The following is a 14,987-nucleotide window of genomic DNA, read 5'->3' as shown; positions in this document are numbered from 1 at the left end:
ATTTCAGTGGAATTAAGAAATAAAAAATGGACGGATGAAGAGTTCTTTGAGGTTAGAAAAGAAGTAGTAAGTCAATGGCCAACAGGTAAAGAGGTAGATTTAAAAGAAGCTGTAGAATATAACAAGAGAATCCCAGAGCATAAAGACTTTGCAAAAAAATTAATAAAAGCTAAAGAAGAAGGAGTAACACTCGCGCAACCAAGAGCAGGTGTTGCGTTAATTGATAAGCATATCGAATTATTAAAACACTTAGAGGAACAAGGCGGAGCAGATTTACTACCAACTACAATAGATAGTTATACAAGACTGAATAGATATGATGAATGTGAAATTGGAATACAAGAAAGTTTAAAGGCGGGAAGATCTTTACTAAACGGATTCCCAGGAGTTAATCATGGAGTTAAAGGTGGTAGAAAAGTTTTTGAAGCTGTAAATTCTCCATTGCAAGCAAGACACGGAACTCCAGATGGAAGATTATTAGCTGAAATCACTCATGCTTCAGGTTGGACTTCAAATGAAGGAGGCGGTATTTCTTACAATATTCCATATGCTAAAAATGTAACTTTAGCAAAATCAGTTTTAGATTGGCAATATTGTGATAGACTTGTTGGGTTTTATGAAGAACAAGGAGTCTCATTTAATAGAGAGCCTTTTGGACCATTAACAGGAACTTTAGTGCCACCTAGTACGTCAAATGCAATTGCAATAATTGAAGCTTTACTTGCTGCAGAGCAAGGAGTTAAAAACATTACAGTTGGATATGGTCAGTGCGGAAATTTAATACAGGATGTTGCAGCTATAAGAGCATTAGAAGAGCAATGCGACGAATACTTAAAAGCTAATGGATATAAAGATATATATTTAACCACGGTATTACATCAATGGATGGGAGGCTTCCCTGAAGATGAAGCGAAAGCTTTTGGAGTTATAGCTACGGGAGCTGCAACGGCAGCACTTGCAGGAGCAACAAAAGTAATAGTTAAAACTCCTCATGAGGCTATAGGAATTCCTACTAAAGAAGCTAATGCTATGGGAATAAGATGTACAAAGATGGCTTTAAACTTATTAAAAGGCCAAAGGATGCCTATGTCTAAAGAGTTGCAAACAGAGATAGAAGTAATAAAGGCTGAAACAAAGTGTATGTTAGATAAGATGTATGAAATCGGAAAAGGCGATTTAGCTATAGCGACAGTTAAAGGATTTGAAATGGGAATTATTGATGTACCATTTGCACCAAGTAAATATAATGCTGGTAAAATGATGCCTGCAAGAGATAATAATGGAGCGATAAGATACCTGAAATTTGGGAATCTACCATTTACACAAGAATTGAAAAATTTCAATATGAAAAAACTTGAAGATAGAGCAAAATTTGAAAACAGGGATATAAGCTTTCAAATGACTATAGATGATATATTTGCAGTAGGAAAAGGTGTACTTATAGGAAGACCACAGAATAAATAAATGTATAGATGAATCAAAGTTACAAAAAAAAATTTATAGAAGGACAGGTGTATATTATGAAAATTATTGATGTAGTGTGTTCAACAGGAAGAACAGGATTTTATTTTGACGACCAAAGAGCTATAAAAAAAGGTGCAGACCATGATGGATTTACATATGTAGGTGCGCCAGTGACAGAAGGATTTACATCAATTAGACAAGCTGGAGAGTCAATATCAGTAATGATTATACTTGAAGATGGTCAAGTAGCTTACGGAGACTGTGCAGCAGTACAATATTCAGGAGCCGGTGGAAGAGATCCATTATTCCTTGCAAAAGATTTTATACCAATTATAGAAAAAGAAATAGCACCAAAATTAATAGGTAGAGAATTAGAAAGCTTTAAATCACTCGCAGAAGAGTTTGATCACATGTTAGTTAATGGTAAAAGGCTTCATACAGCAATGAGATACGGAATAACTCAAGCTATTCTAGATGCTGTCGCAAAAGCTAAAAAAGTAACTATGGCAGAGATTGTACGCGACGAATACAAAACTGGAGTAGATATCAAGAGAATTGATATTTTCACACAATCAGGTGATGATAGATATGCAAGTGCAGATAAAATGATAATAAAAGGTGCAGACGTAATGCCTCACGCACTTATAAATAACGTAGAAGAGAAATTAGGGCTTAAGGGTGAAAAATTACTCGCTTATGTTGAATGGTTAAAAAATAGAGTATTAAAAATAAGAACTAGCGAGAGTTATAATCCAATATTCCACATAGATGTATATGGAACAATAGGACTAGCTTTTAATAATGATATAAAAGCTATGGCAGATTATATAGCAACACTCGAAGAAGCTGCAAAACCATTCAAGTTAAGGATAGAAGGACCTATGGATGTTGAGCATAGAGAAAGACAAGTTGAATCGTTAGCTGGATTAACAGCAGAACTTGATAATAGAAAAATTAATGTGGAACTAGTTGCAGACGAATGGTGTAACACATATGAAGACGTAGTGTTATTTGCTGATAAGAAAGCGGGCCACATGCTTCAAATAAAAACTCCAGACTTAGGTGGAGTTAACAACATAATTGAATCAATACTATACTGCAAAAAGCAGGGCCGTGGAGCATACTGTGGTGGAACATGTAACGAAACTAACAGATCTGCAGAAGTTTGCACAAACATAGCTATTGCTTGTGGAGCAGATCAATGCTTAGCAAAACCAGGTATGGGTGTAGATGAAGGTTACATGATAGTTAACAATGAAATGAATAGAGTTGTAGCTTTAGTTAATAGAAAAAAATAAGAAGAATAATGAATGAGGGGTAATTGGAAAAGGCGGTTTATTTAAACTGCCTTTTCCAATATTAGATGTTGAATTAAAAAGGAGAATAACAATGAAAGAAATAAATGTAGCTGAAATAACAAAAACCGTAAGAAATTTATGTATAGATGCTAATTACTATCTTTCTGATGATATGAGAAACAAATTAACAAAGGCTAGAGAAGAGGAAACTTGGGATATAGCTAAAGGTGTTTTAGATAAGATTTTAATAAATGTAGATATAGCTAAAAATGAAAAAATGCCAATGTGTCAAGATACAGGGATGACTTGTGTGTTCATAGAAATTGGTCAAGATGTTCATATAGTAGGAGGCAGCCTTTACGAATCTATTAATAAAGGCGTAGCCGCAGGATATGAAGATGGATTTTTAAGAAAGTCAGTAGTTAAAGACCCAATAGACAGAGTAAATACAAAAGATAACACTCCAGCAGTTATATATTATGATATAGTTCCAGGAGATAAGTTTAAAATAACTGTAGCTCCAAAGGGCTTTGGCTCAGAAAATATGAGCCAGATTAAAATGCTAAAACCTTCAGATGGTCTTAAAGGGGTTAAGGAATTTATTCTAAAAGTAGTAAAAGAAGCTGGTCCTAACCCATGTCCACCAATAGTTGTAGGTATAGGATTAGGTGGCACTTTTGATAAGGCAGCTAATCTTGCTAAAAGAGCAGCGATTAGACCTACTGAAGAGGCAAACTCAAATCCTTTCTATGCAGAACTTGAAAAAGAGCTTACGCAGGAAATAAATAAGCTTGGTATAGGACCTCAAGGTTTTGGTGGAAGAACTACCGCATTAGCTGTTAATATTGAAACTTATCCAACTCATATAGCGGGTCTACCAGTTGCGGTAAATATAAACTGCCATGCGGCAAGACATGCGAGTAAAGAGTTATAATAAGGATAAGGGGAGGGAAATGTTATGGAGAAAAGAATAACTACGCCACTTACAGAAGATAAGGTTAAAGCTTTAAAGGCAGGAGATAGTGTGCTATTATCTGGTGTTGTATATACCGCTAGGGATGCAGCTCATGCAAGACTCGTGGATCTTATAGATAAGGGAGAAGAACTTCCGATGGATATTAAAGATGCGGTCATATATTATGTTGGACCAACTCCAGCAAAGCCTGGAAGGGCCCTTGGATCAGCAGGGCCAACTACAAGCTATAGAATGGATGCTTACACACCAAAGCTTTTAGAAAAAGGATTAAAGGGAATGATAGGTAAGGGATTAAGATCACAAGAGGTTGTGGACTCTATGATTAAAAATGGTGCTGTATATTTTGCAGCCATTGGTGGAACAGCGGCTCTAATAGGTAAATGTGTAAAAAAAGCAGAAATAGTAACCTATGAGGATTTAGGTTCTGAAGCTATAAGAAGACTTGAGGTAGAGGATTTACCTATAGTTGTAGTAATAGATAGTGAAGGTAACGATCTATATAAACAAGGACAAAATGCTTATTTGGAAAGTGTAAAATAAATTTGATTTAAGTTATAGTGTGAGGTGATACCATGGAAATTAATAAACCAGCAAAAGCCGGAACAATGGAATCTAACGATATATATGTAATGCTTATGCCAAACCCTAAGGGCGGTATTGAAATAAATCTTCAAAGTATTGTTATGAAACAGTTTGGGGAAGAAATAGAAAGAGTAATACTAGATACACTTAAGGAATTAAAAGTAGAAAATATTATAGTAAATGCTCAAGATAAAGGTGCATTAAACTATACAATAAAAGCTAGAATAGAAACAGCTACAAAAAGAGCTCAATAAGAGGTGATGTATATGAAAAGGTTGAGAAGAACTATGCTATTTATGCCTGGTAATACTCCAGCGATGCTTCAGGACGCAGGAATTTTAGGCGCAGACTCAATTATATTAGATTTAGAGGATGCTGTAAGTCTAACAGAAAAAGACAGTGCTAGAATTTTGGTAAGCGAAGCAATAAAAAATGTAGATTATAGTAATGTAGAAGTGGTAGTTAGGGTAAATCCATTTTCTACTGAATTTGCACAAAAGGATATTGATATAATTGCAAGAGTTAAACCAGATACATTGATGATACCGAAAGCTACAGAAGAAGAACTAAAGGCTATAAATGAAATACTTACAAACATAGAAGCGCAGGAATGTTTTGCAAAGGGAAGTATAAAGCTAATTCCAATAGTGGAAACAGCCTATGGAGTTGAAAATGTTTATAACATAATAAAATCTTGTGATAGGATAGTAGCTGTTTTACTTGGAGGAGAGGACTTAACTTCAGATTTAGGTATAAAAAGAACCAAAGAAGGAGAAGAAGTTTTCTATGCAAGGAATCGAGTAGCAATTGCATGTAGGGCAATGAAGGTGGATTCTATTGATACTCCATTTACAGATACTAACGATTTTGAGGGATTATCAAAAGATACGTTTAAAGCTAAAAGCCTAGGATTCACAGGTAAAGCAGCAATAAATCCAAGACAGATTGATACCATTCATTCTGTATACGCTCCAACTTCAGAAGAAGTAAAATACGCCAAAAGAGTCCTAGAGGCTATGGAAGAAGCAGAAAAAGAAGGAAAAGGAGTATTTTCCCTAGATGGGAAAATGGTAGATGCTCCAGTTATAAATAGAGCTAAAAACACAGTAGAATTAGCAAAGCTTTTAGGCCTTATATAAAAGCTTTTTTTAAGCTACTTTAGTGGATTAGTTAATTGAGGTGATAGTAATGAAAAATATACTAGGTAGAGAAATACCAGAATATATAGAAGGTTATGGAAAAGTAACCCCTTTCGAAGGTGCATTTAAACATGTTGGCATTAAAATGAAAAAAGAAGTAAAAGTAAACTCTGTAACTCCTAGTGACGAAAAAGTTTTAAGTAGTATAGAAGAAGTTTTAGAGAAGGTTTCATTAAAAGATGGTATGACAATTTCATTCCATCATCATTTAAGAAATGGAGATCATGTATTAAATTTGGTGGTGGATGCTATTGCAGAAAGAGGAATAAAGAATATTACCTTAGCAGCAAGCTCTCTGTTCCCAAACAATGTGCCTTTAATTGGGCACATAAAAAACGGTGTAATTACTAAAATAGTGACTAATTATATGTCAGGTCCTGTGGCACAAGAAATTTCCAGAGGAATATTAAAAACACCAGTTATAATGCATACCCATGGTGGACGTGCTAGAGCAATAGAAAGTGGAGATTTGCACATAGACGTAGCTTTCATTGCAGCACCTACAGCAGACACATATGGAAACATTAATGGATTGTATGGAAAATCAGCCTGCGGAGCCCTAGGTTATGCAGTATCAGATGCGCAGTGTGCAGATAAGGTAGTAGCAATAACAGATAATTTGGTACCTTACCCTACTTGCCCTATAGAAATAAGTCAAATATATACAGATTATATTCTAAAGGTAGATTCCATTGGTGATCCAGCTGGAATAGTATCAGGTACTACAAAAATTACTAAGGATCCAGTGGGGCTTAAAATAGCTAAAATGGCAAGTGATGTTATGGTTGCGTCAGGGCTTGTTAAAAATGAAATGTCATTTCAAACAGGTGCAGGTGGGATTTCTTTAGCTGTAGCTGCAGAATTAAGAAAGTATATGAAAGAGAATGGTATAGTTGGTAGCTTTGCGTCAGGTGGAATAACTGGATATCTTGTAGATATGTTTAAAGAGGGATTATTTAGATCATTATTTGATGTGCAGTGTTTTGATTTGCAAGCAATACAATCTTATGTAAGTACTCATAAACATCAAAGAATGTCTGCTTCCATGTATGGAAATCCAGATAACAAAGGTGCAGTTGTAAATAACCTAGACATAGTCATATTAGGTGCTACAGAAATAGACACAAATTTTAATGTTAATGTAACCACTGGTTCAGATGGGGCTATCATGGGTGGTTCTGGGGGCCATAGTGATACAGCAGCAGGAGCTAAGCTTACAATAATTGTTACACAATTAACGAAGGCAAGACTTCCAATTATAAAGGATAGTGTAACTACGGTAACAACTCCAGGAGAAAGTATTGATGTTATTGTAACAGAAAGAGGAATAGCCGTTAATCCAAAGAGGACGGACATAATTGAGAAATTAAAGAAAACTAATCTTCCTATAATGACGATTGAAGAGATGAAAGCAATAGCTGAAAAAATGACAGGTAAACCAAAAGCAATTGAACTTTCGCAGGAAATAGTTGCAGTTATAGAATATAGAGATGGTTCGGTAATTGATGTGGTTAGAAGACCACTATAATGCATAAAATAAAGCTGAAAATAATTATTTTCAGCTTTATTTTATTTATATTAAACGTTGCAATGGTAAACCTATATATATTGGATTTTATCGCATAATAAAGATATAATAGAGTGTAGCGATAATATATCTTCGGGGGGACCAGAAGCTTTCATAAGGAGGATTTCTATGTATGGATTTAACGCTGAAAGAATTAATCTAAAGGATGAAGATGAGGTAAAGAAAGTAAAAGATTTTTTGCAAACATTTGGACTACTACTTGATGATAATGTGGATTATACCATTGTTATTAGAAAAAATGAAGAGATTAAAGCCACTTGCTCTAAGTCGAAAAATGTATTTAAATGTTTTGCAGTTTCAGATGATTTAAGAGGAGAAGGGGTATCCGCTATATTGATGGGAACATTATCGGATAAGCTTTTTGAGGAAGGAATTTATCATAGTTTTATATTTACTAAGGTAGAAAACACAGATATATTTACGTCGCTTGGGTACAAACTTGTGCATAAAATAGAAAATGTAGCTCTACTTGAAAGTGGGATATATGATATAAAAAAGTATTTAAATGATATGCAAGAGGAATACGATATAGATGCAGATATTCAGAAGTCAGCGATAGTTATGAATTGTAATCCATTCACATTAGGACATAAGTATTTAATAGAAGAGGCTGCGAGGCAAAGCACAGAAGTCCTGGTATTTATAGTTGAAGAAGATAAATCTTCATTCCCATTTATCTATAGATATGCTATGGTTAAAGAAGGTGTTTCCCATTTACATAATGTACGGGTGATTAAAGGGGGAGAATATATTATTTCGGAAGCTACTTTTCCATCCTATTTTTTAAGAAAAGAAGATGTAATACTAAAGGCATATACAACACTCGATGCATCAATTTTTGGAAAATATTTTTGTGAAACTCTAAATATAACTAAGAGATTTATAGGGAAAGAGCCTTATTGCATCGTTACAAACGCTTATAATGAGGCTTTAAAGGAAATACTACCCACCTATGGGGTAGAAGTTGTAGAGGTAAAAAGAAAAGCGCTTATGGGAGATATTATCAGTGCCTCAAAGGTTAGAAAATTAATTAAGGAAGACAAAATAAGCCATATTGAACATATAGTACCTAGTTCAACGTGGGAATTTTTAAATACTTTGGTAGGAAAGGAGATAATGCGGAAAATAAGGCTCAGCGATTCTCCGCATTAATTACGATATGTATACAGCAGAAGATATATTGCTAGCAAGAGAAAAAAGAATTGAATATCAAGAAGATCTAGTGAAGAGATACAAAATGCCAATATTGGTTGTTAGGGTTAACTATCCAGGCATAAACAAGGATAATCATTATTCACAAGAAATAACTGTGATTATGGATCAAATAATTTGTAAAATGCTTTCTGATTCTATTAATTATAAAAAAATAGTTACAACTGCAGAAGGTCCCATTGTGATTATGTGCATAAATAAGAAAGCAAGGGACATTAAATCGATGACACTTAATTTAGAAGATAATCACATTTTAGGAAGATGTGTAGACTTAGATGTATATGATGAAAAAGGTAGAAGTATTAGTAGAAGGGATTTCGGGTTAGATATGAGAAAATGCTATATCTGTGAAGACGTAGCTCATAATTGTGTAAGAAGCAAAAAACACAACTTCGATGAAGTTGAAGAATTTATTAAAAGTAGATTTGCAGAATATGGGGAGAAATTTTATGAATAATAAATATTTAATATCCCATGAAGCGTTTGTTATAGCAGGGTACGCAATTGAAGCAATGCTATGTGAAGTGGCGGCATATCCGTCACCTGGGTTAGTGTCATCTATATCAAAAGGGGCTCATATAGATATGGATCACTATTCTTTTATTAAAAGCACCTCGGCTCTAAGTAAGTATATGGTATTGTTTGCGCAGGAAGGATATTCAAAGAGAACTCCCAAAGAAATATTTAAGGCTATTCGAAATATAGGAATAGAAGCCGAAAAAGAGATGTTTAAGGCTACCAAGGGTGTAAACACTCATAAAGGTATGATTTTTCTTTTAGGTATAAGTTGTGCAGCCGTGACCAAAGTGATGTATGATAAGAAAAATTTTGAGGAAATTCAAAATATAATAAAGCAAATGACTAGAGGGCTTGTTCAGGATGAATTATTTTATATGAATAAAGATAAAGTCACAAGCTATGGAGAAAAATTATTTTTAAAATATAATGTAGAAGGAATAAGAGGGCAAGTAGAGAGAGGCATTCCTCTAGTTTTTGATTATTCTCTTGGAGTATATAAGGAAAATAAAGCTCAAAAATTAAATAGTAGGTTAATACATACCCTCATATCCATCATGCAACATTGCGAGGATTCGAATGTTCTTCACAGACATTCAATGGATACGTTAAAAGAAGTAAAGGAAAAGGCAATTCATATAATCTCTTTAGGTGGAATGGCTACAGAAAGTGGTAAAGCGGCAGTAGAAGAATTGGACAAAGAATTTATAAAAAACAACATAAGTCCAGGAGGATCAGCAGATTTGCTAGCCGTAACTGTATTCTTTAATTCTGTAGAGGAATATTTGAGTCTTAACAGAATCTCGTAATTGATTACAATATTTACCTGTTTGGAGGGGTATATGCTAAAGACAAAGAAATATATCGTCATATCATTAATTGTATCTCTATTCGCAGAAATATATTTTTACCCATTAGAAAGTCAACTAAAATTTTCAGTAGGGGTAATTATTTTCAACTTAAGTATACTTATAATGGACGATATGTCAGAATTGAGAATGGCGTTTTTATCTGGCTCACTAATATTCGTAATGAGGAATATTTTTGGAATAGTATTATCACAGTATGGAATTATAGATATAATAGCTTCTAATTTTCCTTCGCTAGTATATTATTTAATCTATGGTGCTTTTATTAATATTACTAAAGTTAGAAAATATAAAGACCGTATAGTTAATACAATTTTATTATTAACATTAATAGATTCGATAAGTAACATATTTGAAGCTATTATGCGAAATGGCATTAATTTATATATTATAAGAATCATATTTTTGGTAGGATTTATTAGGGCGGTTTTATCTTACCTTGTTTACCTCACTTATATTAAACAAAAATTATTTATCATAAATAGTGAACATCAGAAGAGATATACAGAGCTCAATTTATTAATTTCGAATATACATGCAGAAATGTTTTATTTAAAGAAGTCTATGAAAGATATTGAAAAGGTGATGTCAAAAAGCTATTGTTTATATGAGACTTACAAGTATAATGATGATTTAAGAGAAAAAACGTTGGACATCGCAAGAGAGGTACATGAAATAAAAAAAGATCATTATAGAATTTTAAAAGGATTTGAATCACTTATAGATAATTTTGAAAATCAAGATGAAATGACACTCTCAAGTATTTTTACTATTATTAATGATAATACAAGCAGATATATAAAAGAAGGCAATAAAGAAATAATAATAGAATTCCAGTTTAAAAATGATTTTACTATTAGGGCTTATTATAATTTATTTATTATTCTTAATAATTTAATAATTAACAGTATAGATGACTGTGAAAATGAAGGGTTCATTAAAATATCTGAAAAAGAAGATGAAGGTAATATATATTTTGAAGTAACTGATACAGGGAATGGAATTGATGAAGAGATTCTTCCTTATATTTTTAATCCAGGGTTTACTACAAAGTATGATAATATAACAGGAAAAGCATCTACGGGTATCGGACTTTCACATGTGAAAAATATTATTGAAGACTTAGGAGGAGATATAGAGGTAAAATCAGATAGAGTGACGGGTACTACATTTATATTGAAAATACCTAAGAACTCATTGAATGGAGGATAACTGTGGGAAAAAGTTTTTTGATTATTGATGACGATGTTAATATTAGAAAAATGCTAGGCCTTTTAATAAAGAAAAATAACCTTGGAAAAGTTATTTGTGAAATAGATAGTGGTGAAGATGCTGCGCAAGACATTATATTCTATAGCCCGGATATAGTGCTTATTGATTTTTTGTTACCTACAATGGATGGAATTGAAATAATTAAGGATGCTAAGAAGAAAGGGTATAATGGTAAGTTTATTATGATATCTCAAGTTGAGGATGAGTTATTGGTATCAAAAGCCTATGAAAATGGAATAATTTTTTTTATAAGTAAACCTATAAACAGTATAGAAGTTACTAATGTTATAAGAGGGATATGTCATAATATTGAGCTTGAAAATTCGTTAGCACTTATAAAAAGTGCAGTATCAAGCTTAAATAATGATAAAAGTATAACAAAGGAATTATTTTTGGATGATCAAATAACTAATATTTTTGCTGATATAGGTATTACAGGTGCTGTAGGGAGTAATGAGCTAATAAAAATTATACATAAAATAATAGATTTTAAAAAAAGGAATCCATCATCTACATATCAGCTACAAAAAATATACAGTGAAATCGCACAGGAGGAATATGGAGATGTAAACATAAATAAAAAGGCATTAGAACAGAGGATTAGGAGAACTATTCAAAAGGCCTTAAAAACTATAGCAGAGATCGGTTGTGATGATTATAGTAGTAGTATTTTTATGGAATATAGCACATTATTATTTGACTTCAAGCAAGTAAGGCAGGAAATGAGACATATAAACAATGATACAAATGAGCCCGGCAAAATAAATACAAAAAAATTTATTGAAAGCATTATTACCAAATTAAGCTCATAAGTATTCAAAACATAGTCCTATAGATAACAAAAAAATACTAATAATATAAAAAGTTAATTTATTTGTGCAAGAGTTCGTAGTTTTGTGTAGTTATTTGTATAATTTGCTTATAATATATAGTATATAACAAAAACATTATCAGGAGGTACAAGAAATGAATTTTAAATTAGATATGATTCAAGCAGTGGCAGTGGCAGTTATCGTTCTATTTACAGGACAAAAAATTAAAAACAAGTTGACTTTTTTAGAAAAGTATTGCATACCAGCACCAGTGATCGGAGGATTGATTTTTGCAATAATCACATTGCTACTAAAAGTAAGTAATATATTGGTTTTTGATATGGATATAACGCTACAAAAATTATTTATGACAGCGTTCTTTACAACTATTGGGTTTACTGCAAGTCTTAAATTACTAAAAAAAGGTGGAAAAGGAGTTTTTATTTTTTTAGGATTATCCGTCGTAATTGTAGTTCTTCAAGATATTACAGGAGTTGCACTTGCTAAGATGTTTGGTCTAAATCCACTTATAGGTCTTTCAACGGCATCAGTACCTATGGTAGGTGGACATGGAACTGCAGGTGCCTTTGGTCCAATATTTGAAAAAGCAGGTGCAGTAGGTGCTACCACGGTAGCAATGGCATCAGCAACCTTTGGCTTAATTATGGGCAGCGTTATTGGAGGGCCTATAGGGAAAAAATTAATTGAAAAAAATAATCTTTCATATCCTATGAAAACGGTTAATTCAAATGTGCATGAAGAGGCAGCAACAACCAAAGAAGACACTGTAAAACATCTAATTCCCGAGAAGTTTATGGGAGCTGTATCTCAGATTTTATTAGCTATGGGGCTAGGTACAATTATATCAACACTTCTAGAAAAAACAGGGATAACTTTTCCACCATACATTGGTGCTATGTTTGCAGCTGCAATTCTTAGAAATATATCTGATTCTACAAATGCATATAGAATCCATATAGATGAAATCGATGTCATAGGGGGTATTTCATTATCTTTATTCTTATCTATGGCGTTAATGGGATTGAAATTATGGCAATTAGCAGATTTGGCTTTACCTCTAATAGTAATGTTATTTGCTCAGACCATTTTAATGGGGTTATTTGTATATTTCATAACGTTTAATGTTATGGGAAGAGATTATGATGCAGCGGTAATGGCCTCTGGTAATTGTGGATTTGGTATGGGCGCTACACCAAATGCAATGGCAAACATGGGGGCTATGACATCAAAATATGGGATTGCTCCAAGAGCGTTTTTTATAGTTCCGTTAGTTGGAAGTTTATTTATAGATTTTTGTAACGCTGGAGTAATTACAATGTTTATGAATTTTTTTGTGAAATAATAGATATTTAAATTGTACATATTAAATAATTTTGGAAACTAAGCTTATTTGCTTGAGTGTTCCTAATAAAATAACCAAAAAAATAGCGAGAAAAAATCTCGCTATTTTTTATTGCATTATAAGAGCATAACAGAGACTTATGAAACATAAGATTACATATAGTGGAAGTATTTTTATGGGATAATTTATATGTAAAAAAACAATTGATGTACAAGCATATACACTAGATATTTTAACACTGTCACATACATAAAAAGGATTTTATAGGACATACTACATTATTATAGACATAATTATTTAATGCATATTGCTTGGTTAAGAAAAAACATAAAAGTCTGAAAATTTAATTTTTAAAAAGAAGTATTTTGTAGTATTGTGTTTTTATCTGTATAAGCTTATTATAATTATCATATATACTATAATATAATATGATATAATACAAGGAGGATAAAAATGGTTATAAAATTAGACATGATTCAAGCAGTAGCATTAGCAGTTATCGTTTTATTTATAGGACAAAAAACCAAAAACAAGTTAACATTTTTAGATAAGTATTGTATTCCAGCACCGGTTATTGGTGGATTACTCTTTGTATTTCTTACTTTAATACTAAAAGTAACTAACATATTGACTTTTGATATGGATATAACGCTTCAAGCAGTATTTATGACGGCATTCTTTACAACCATTGGGTTTACAGCAAGTCTTCAATTATTAAAAAAGGGTGGAAAACAAGTTTTAATTTTTTTAGCAATAACTACAGTACTTATAATTCTTCAAGATATTACAGGGGTTACACTTGCTAAGATATTTGGATTAAGTCCAATTATAGGTCTTTGTACTGGTTCTGTCCCTATGGTAGGTGGACATGGAACATCAGCTGCTTTTGGTCCATTATTTGAAGCAAAAGGTATAGCAGGTGCCACAACAGTAGCATTGGCATCAGCGACATTTGGACTAGTTATGGGCAGCATGATTGGAGGACCTATAGGTAAAAAATTACTTGAAAAAAATAATCTTTCATATCCTATGAAAACGGTTAATTCAAAAACTTCTAAAGATGTAACAGTATCCAATGAAGACACTAAAAAACCAATGATACCTGACAATTTTATGAGTGCAGCATCTCAGATTTTGTTAGCTATGGGAATAGGTACAATTATATCTAGTCTTTTTGAAAAAACAGGATTTGCTTTTCCGGGATATATAGGTGGTATGTTGGCGGCCGCAGTTTTAAGAAATATAGCGGATGCTACAAAGGCTTATAAGGTCCATTTAGATGAAATTGATGTTATAGGAGGCATTTCATTATCTTTATTCTTATCTATGGCATTAATGGGATTAAAGCTATGGGAATTAGCAGATTTAGCTTTACCTCTAGTCATAATGTTATTTGCTCAGACAATTCTAATGGCGTTATTTGCATATTTCGTAACTTTTAAGGTTATGGGAAGAGATTATGATGCAGCGGTAATGGCTTGTGGACAGTGTGGATTTGGTATGGGAGCTACACCAAATGCAATGGCGAACATGAGCGCTATGACATTAAAATTTGGTCATGCTGAACGTGCATTCTTTGTTGTACCATTAGTGGGAGGTTTATTTGTAGATTTTGTTAACGTTGGAATCATTACGACGTTTATGAATTTCTTTATTAAATAATAAACACTTTTAATCTTACAAATTCTATACTTTAGCGACATTTCAGAAGGAAAGTATGTATTACTTAAAATACATACTTTTTTTAGTGAAAGAATAATATAATAGTTAAAAAATAAGCTAATAATCATAAATAGCGAGAAAAAATCTCGCTATTTTAATTATATCTTGATAAAA

Annotated in this window: 14 protein-coding genes; all 14 read left to right on the top strand. The window is 32.6% G+C overall.

Annotation, left to right across the window (positions count from 1 at the left end):
- Nucleotides 1-6 precede the first annotated feature (6 nt).
- The 14 genes from ACWJKE_RS10460 (at nucleotide 7) to gltS (ACWJKE_RS10395) (ending at nucleotide 14,813) form a co-directional block, all read left to right on the top strand.
- Nucleotides 7-1,464 carry a methylaspartate mutase subunit E gene (locus ACWJKE_RS10460; RefSeq protein WP_216302219.1) on the top strand — a complete coding sequence of 486 codons (1,458 nt, stop codon included), beginning with the start codon at nucleotides 7-9 and terminating at the stop codon, nucleotides 1,462-1,464.
- Between the two features lie 56 nt (nucleotides 1,465-1,520).
- Nucleotides 1,521-2,762: a methylaspartate ammonia-lyase gene (locus ACWJKE_RS10455; protein ID WP_216302218.1), complete on the top strand. Its 1,242-nt coding sequence runs from the start codon at nucleotides 1,521-1,523 to the stop codon at nucleotides 2,760-2,762.
- 91 nt (nucleotides 2,763-2,853) lie between these two features.
- On the top strand, nucleotides 2,854-3,696 hold the full coding sequence (locus ACWJKE_RS10450; RefSeq protein WP_216302217.1) for a fumarate hydratase: 843 nt from the start codon (nucleotides 2,854-2,856) through the stop codon (nucleotides 3,694-3,696).
- A 24-nt stretch (nucleotides 3,697-3,720) separates the two neighbouring features.
- The gene (locus ACWJKE_RS10445; protein WP_462958772.1) at nucleotides 3,721-4,278 is read left to right on the top strand and encodes a Fe-S-containing hydro-lyase; all 558 of its coding nucleotides are present in this window, start codon (nucleotides 3,721-3,723) and stop codon (nucleotides 4,276-4,278) included.
- Between the two features lie 32 nt (nucleotides 4,279-4,310).
- Nucleotides 4,311-4,574 (top strand): citrate lyase acyl carrier protein, encoded by a 264-nt coding sequence (citD, locus tag ACWJKE_RS10440; RefSeq protein ID WP_165414717.1) that lies wholly within the window; start codon nucleotides 4,311-4,313, stop codon nucleotides 4,572-4,574.
- Nucleotides 4,575-4,586: 12 nt separating this feature from the next.
- The gene (locus tag ACWJKE_RS10435) at nucleotides 4,587-5,459 is read left to right on the top strand and encodes an HpcH/HpaI aldolase/citrate lyase family protein (RefSeq protein WP_220320359.1); all 873 of its coding nucleotides are present in this window, start codon (nucleotides 4,587-4,589) and stop codon (nucleotides 5,457-5,459) included.
- Between the two features lie 49 nt (nucleotides 5,460-5,508).
- Nucleotides 5,509-7,047 carry a citrate lyase subunit alpha gene (gene citF / locus ACWJKE_RS10430; protein WP_216302213.1) on the top strand — a complete coding sequence of 513 codons (1,539 nt, stop codon included), beginning with the start codon at nucleotides 5,509-5,511 and terminating at the stop codon, nucleotides 7,045-7,047.
- A gap of 168 nt (nucleotides 7,048-7,215) precedes the next feature.
- Nucleotides 7,216-8,259 (top strand): [citrate (pro-3S)-lyase] ligase, encoded by a 1,044-nt coding sequence (citC, locus tag ACWJKE_RS10425; protein ID WP_216302212.1) that lies wholly within the window; start codon nucleotides 7,216-7,218, stop codon nucleotides 8,257-8,259.
- A 7-nt stretch (nucleotides 8,260-8,266) separates the two neighbouring features.
- On the top strand, nucleotides 8,267-8,776 hold the full coding sequence (citX, locus tag ACWJKE_RS10420; RefSeq protein WP_462958771.1) for a citrate lyase holo-[acyl-carrier protein] synthase: 510 nt from the start codon (nucleotides 8,267-8,269) through the stop codon (nucleotides 8,774-8,776).
- On the top strand, nucleotides 8,769-9,644 hold the full coding sequence (gene citG / locus ACWJKE_RS10415) for a triphosphoribosyl-dephospho-CoA synthase CitG (protein WP_216302210.1): 876 nt from the start codon (nucleotides 8,769-8,771) through the stop codon (nucleotides 9,642-9,644). The genes citX and citG overlap by 8 nt, the downstream gene beginning before the upstream one ends.
- Before the next feature lie 33 nt (nucleotides 9,645-9,677).
- Nucleotides 9,678-10,916, top strand: a complete 1,239-nt coding sequence (locus tag ACWJKE_RS10410) for an ATP-binding protein (protein WP_216302209.1) — start codon at nucleotides 9,678-9,680, stop codon at nucleotides 10,914-10,916.
- 2 nt (nucleotides 10,917-10,918) lie between these two features.
- Complete coding sequence (locus ACWJKE_RS10405) at nucleotides 10,919-11,788, top strand: response regulator (protein WP_216302208.1); 870 nt, start codon at nucleotides 10,919-10,921, stop codon at nucleotides 11,786-11,788.
- A 154-nt stretch (nucleotides 11,789-11,942) separates the two neighbouring features.
- Nucleotides 11,943-13,151, top strand: coding sequence for a sodium/glutamate symporter (gene gltS / locus ACWJKE_RS10400; protein WP_462958770.1), 1,209 nt, complete (start codon nucleotides 11,943-11,945; stop codon nucleotides 13,149-13,151).
- A 453-nt stretch (nucleotides 13,152-13,604) separates the two neighbouring features.
- Nucleotides 13,605-14,813 carry a sodium/glutamate symporter gene (gltS, locus tag ACWJKE_RS10395; RefSeq protein ID WP_216302206.1) on the top strand — a complete coding sequence of 403 codons (1,209 nt, stop codon included), beginning with the start codon at nucleotides 13,605-13,607 and terminating at the stop codon, nucleotides 14,811-14,813.
- The last annotated feature ends 174 nt before the right edge of the window (nucleotides 14,814-14,987 follow it).

The organism is Clostridium sp. CM036 (genome assembly GCF_055081135.1).
The sequence above is the reverse complement of the archived record's forward strand: the minus strand, read 5'-3'. Positions and strand labels throughout refer to the sequence as shown.

Coding starts and splice junctions, on each gene's coding strand:
- ACWJKE_RS10455 (WP_216302218.1), top strand. CDS start 1,521: ATGAAAATTATTGATGTAGTGTGTTCAACAGGAAGAACAGGATTTTAT.
- ACWJKE_RS10450 (WP_216302217.1), top strand. CDS start 2,854: ATGAAAGAAATAAATGTAGCTGAAATAACAAAAACCGTAAGAAATTTA.
- ACWJKE_RS10445 (WP_462958772.1), top strand. CDS start 3,721: ATGGAGAAAAGAATAACTACGCCACTTACAGAAGATAAGGTTAAAGCT.
- citD (WP_165414717.1), top strand. CDS start 4,311: ATGGAAATTAATAAACCAGCAAAAGCCGGAACAATGGAATCTAACGAT.
- ACWJKE_RS10435 (WP_220320359.1), top strand. CDS start 4,587: ATGAAAAGGTTGAGAAGAACTATGCTATTTATGCCTGGTAATACTCCA.
- citF (WP_216302213.1), top strand. CDS start 5,509: ATGAAAAATATACTAGGTAGAGAAATACCAGAATATATAGAAGGTTAT.
- citC (WP_216302212.1), top strand. CDS start 7,216: ATGTATGGATTTAACGCTGAAAGAATTAATCTAAAGGATGAAGATGAG.
- citX (WP_462958771.1), top strand. CDS start 8,267: ATGTATACAGCAGAAGATATATTGCTAGCAAGAGAAAAAAGAATTGAA.
- citG (WP_216302210.1), top strand. CDS start 8,769: ATGAATAATAAATATTTAATATCCCATGAAGCGTTTGTTATAGCAGGG.
- ACWJKE_RS10410 (WP_216302209.1), top strand. CDS start 9,678: ATGCTAAAGACAAAGAAATATATCGTCATATCATTAATTGTATCTCTA.
- gltS (WP_462958770.1), top strand. CDS start 11,943: ATGAATTTTAAATTAGATATGATTCAAGCAGTGGCAGTGGCAGTTATC.
- gltS (WP_216302206.1), top strand. CDS start 13,605: ATGGTTATAAAATTAGACATGATTCAAGCAGTAGCATTAGCAGTTATC.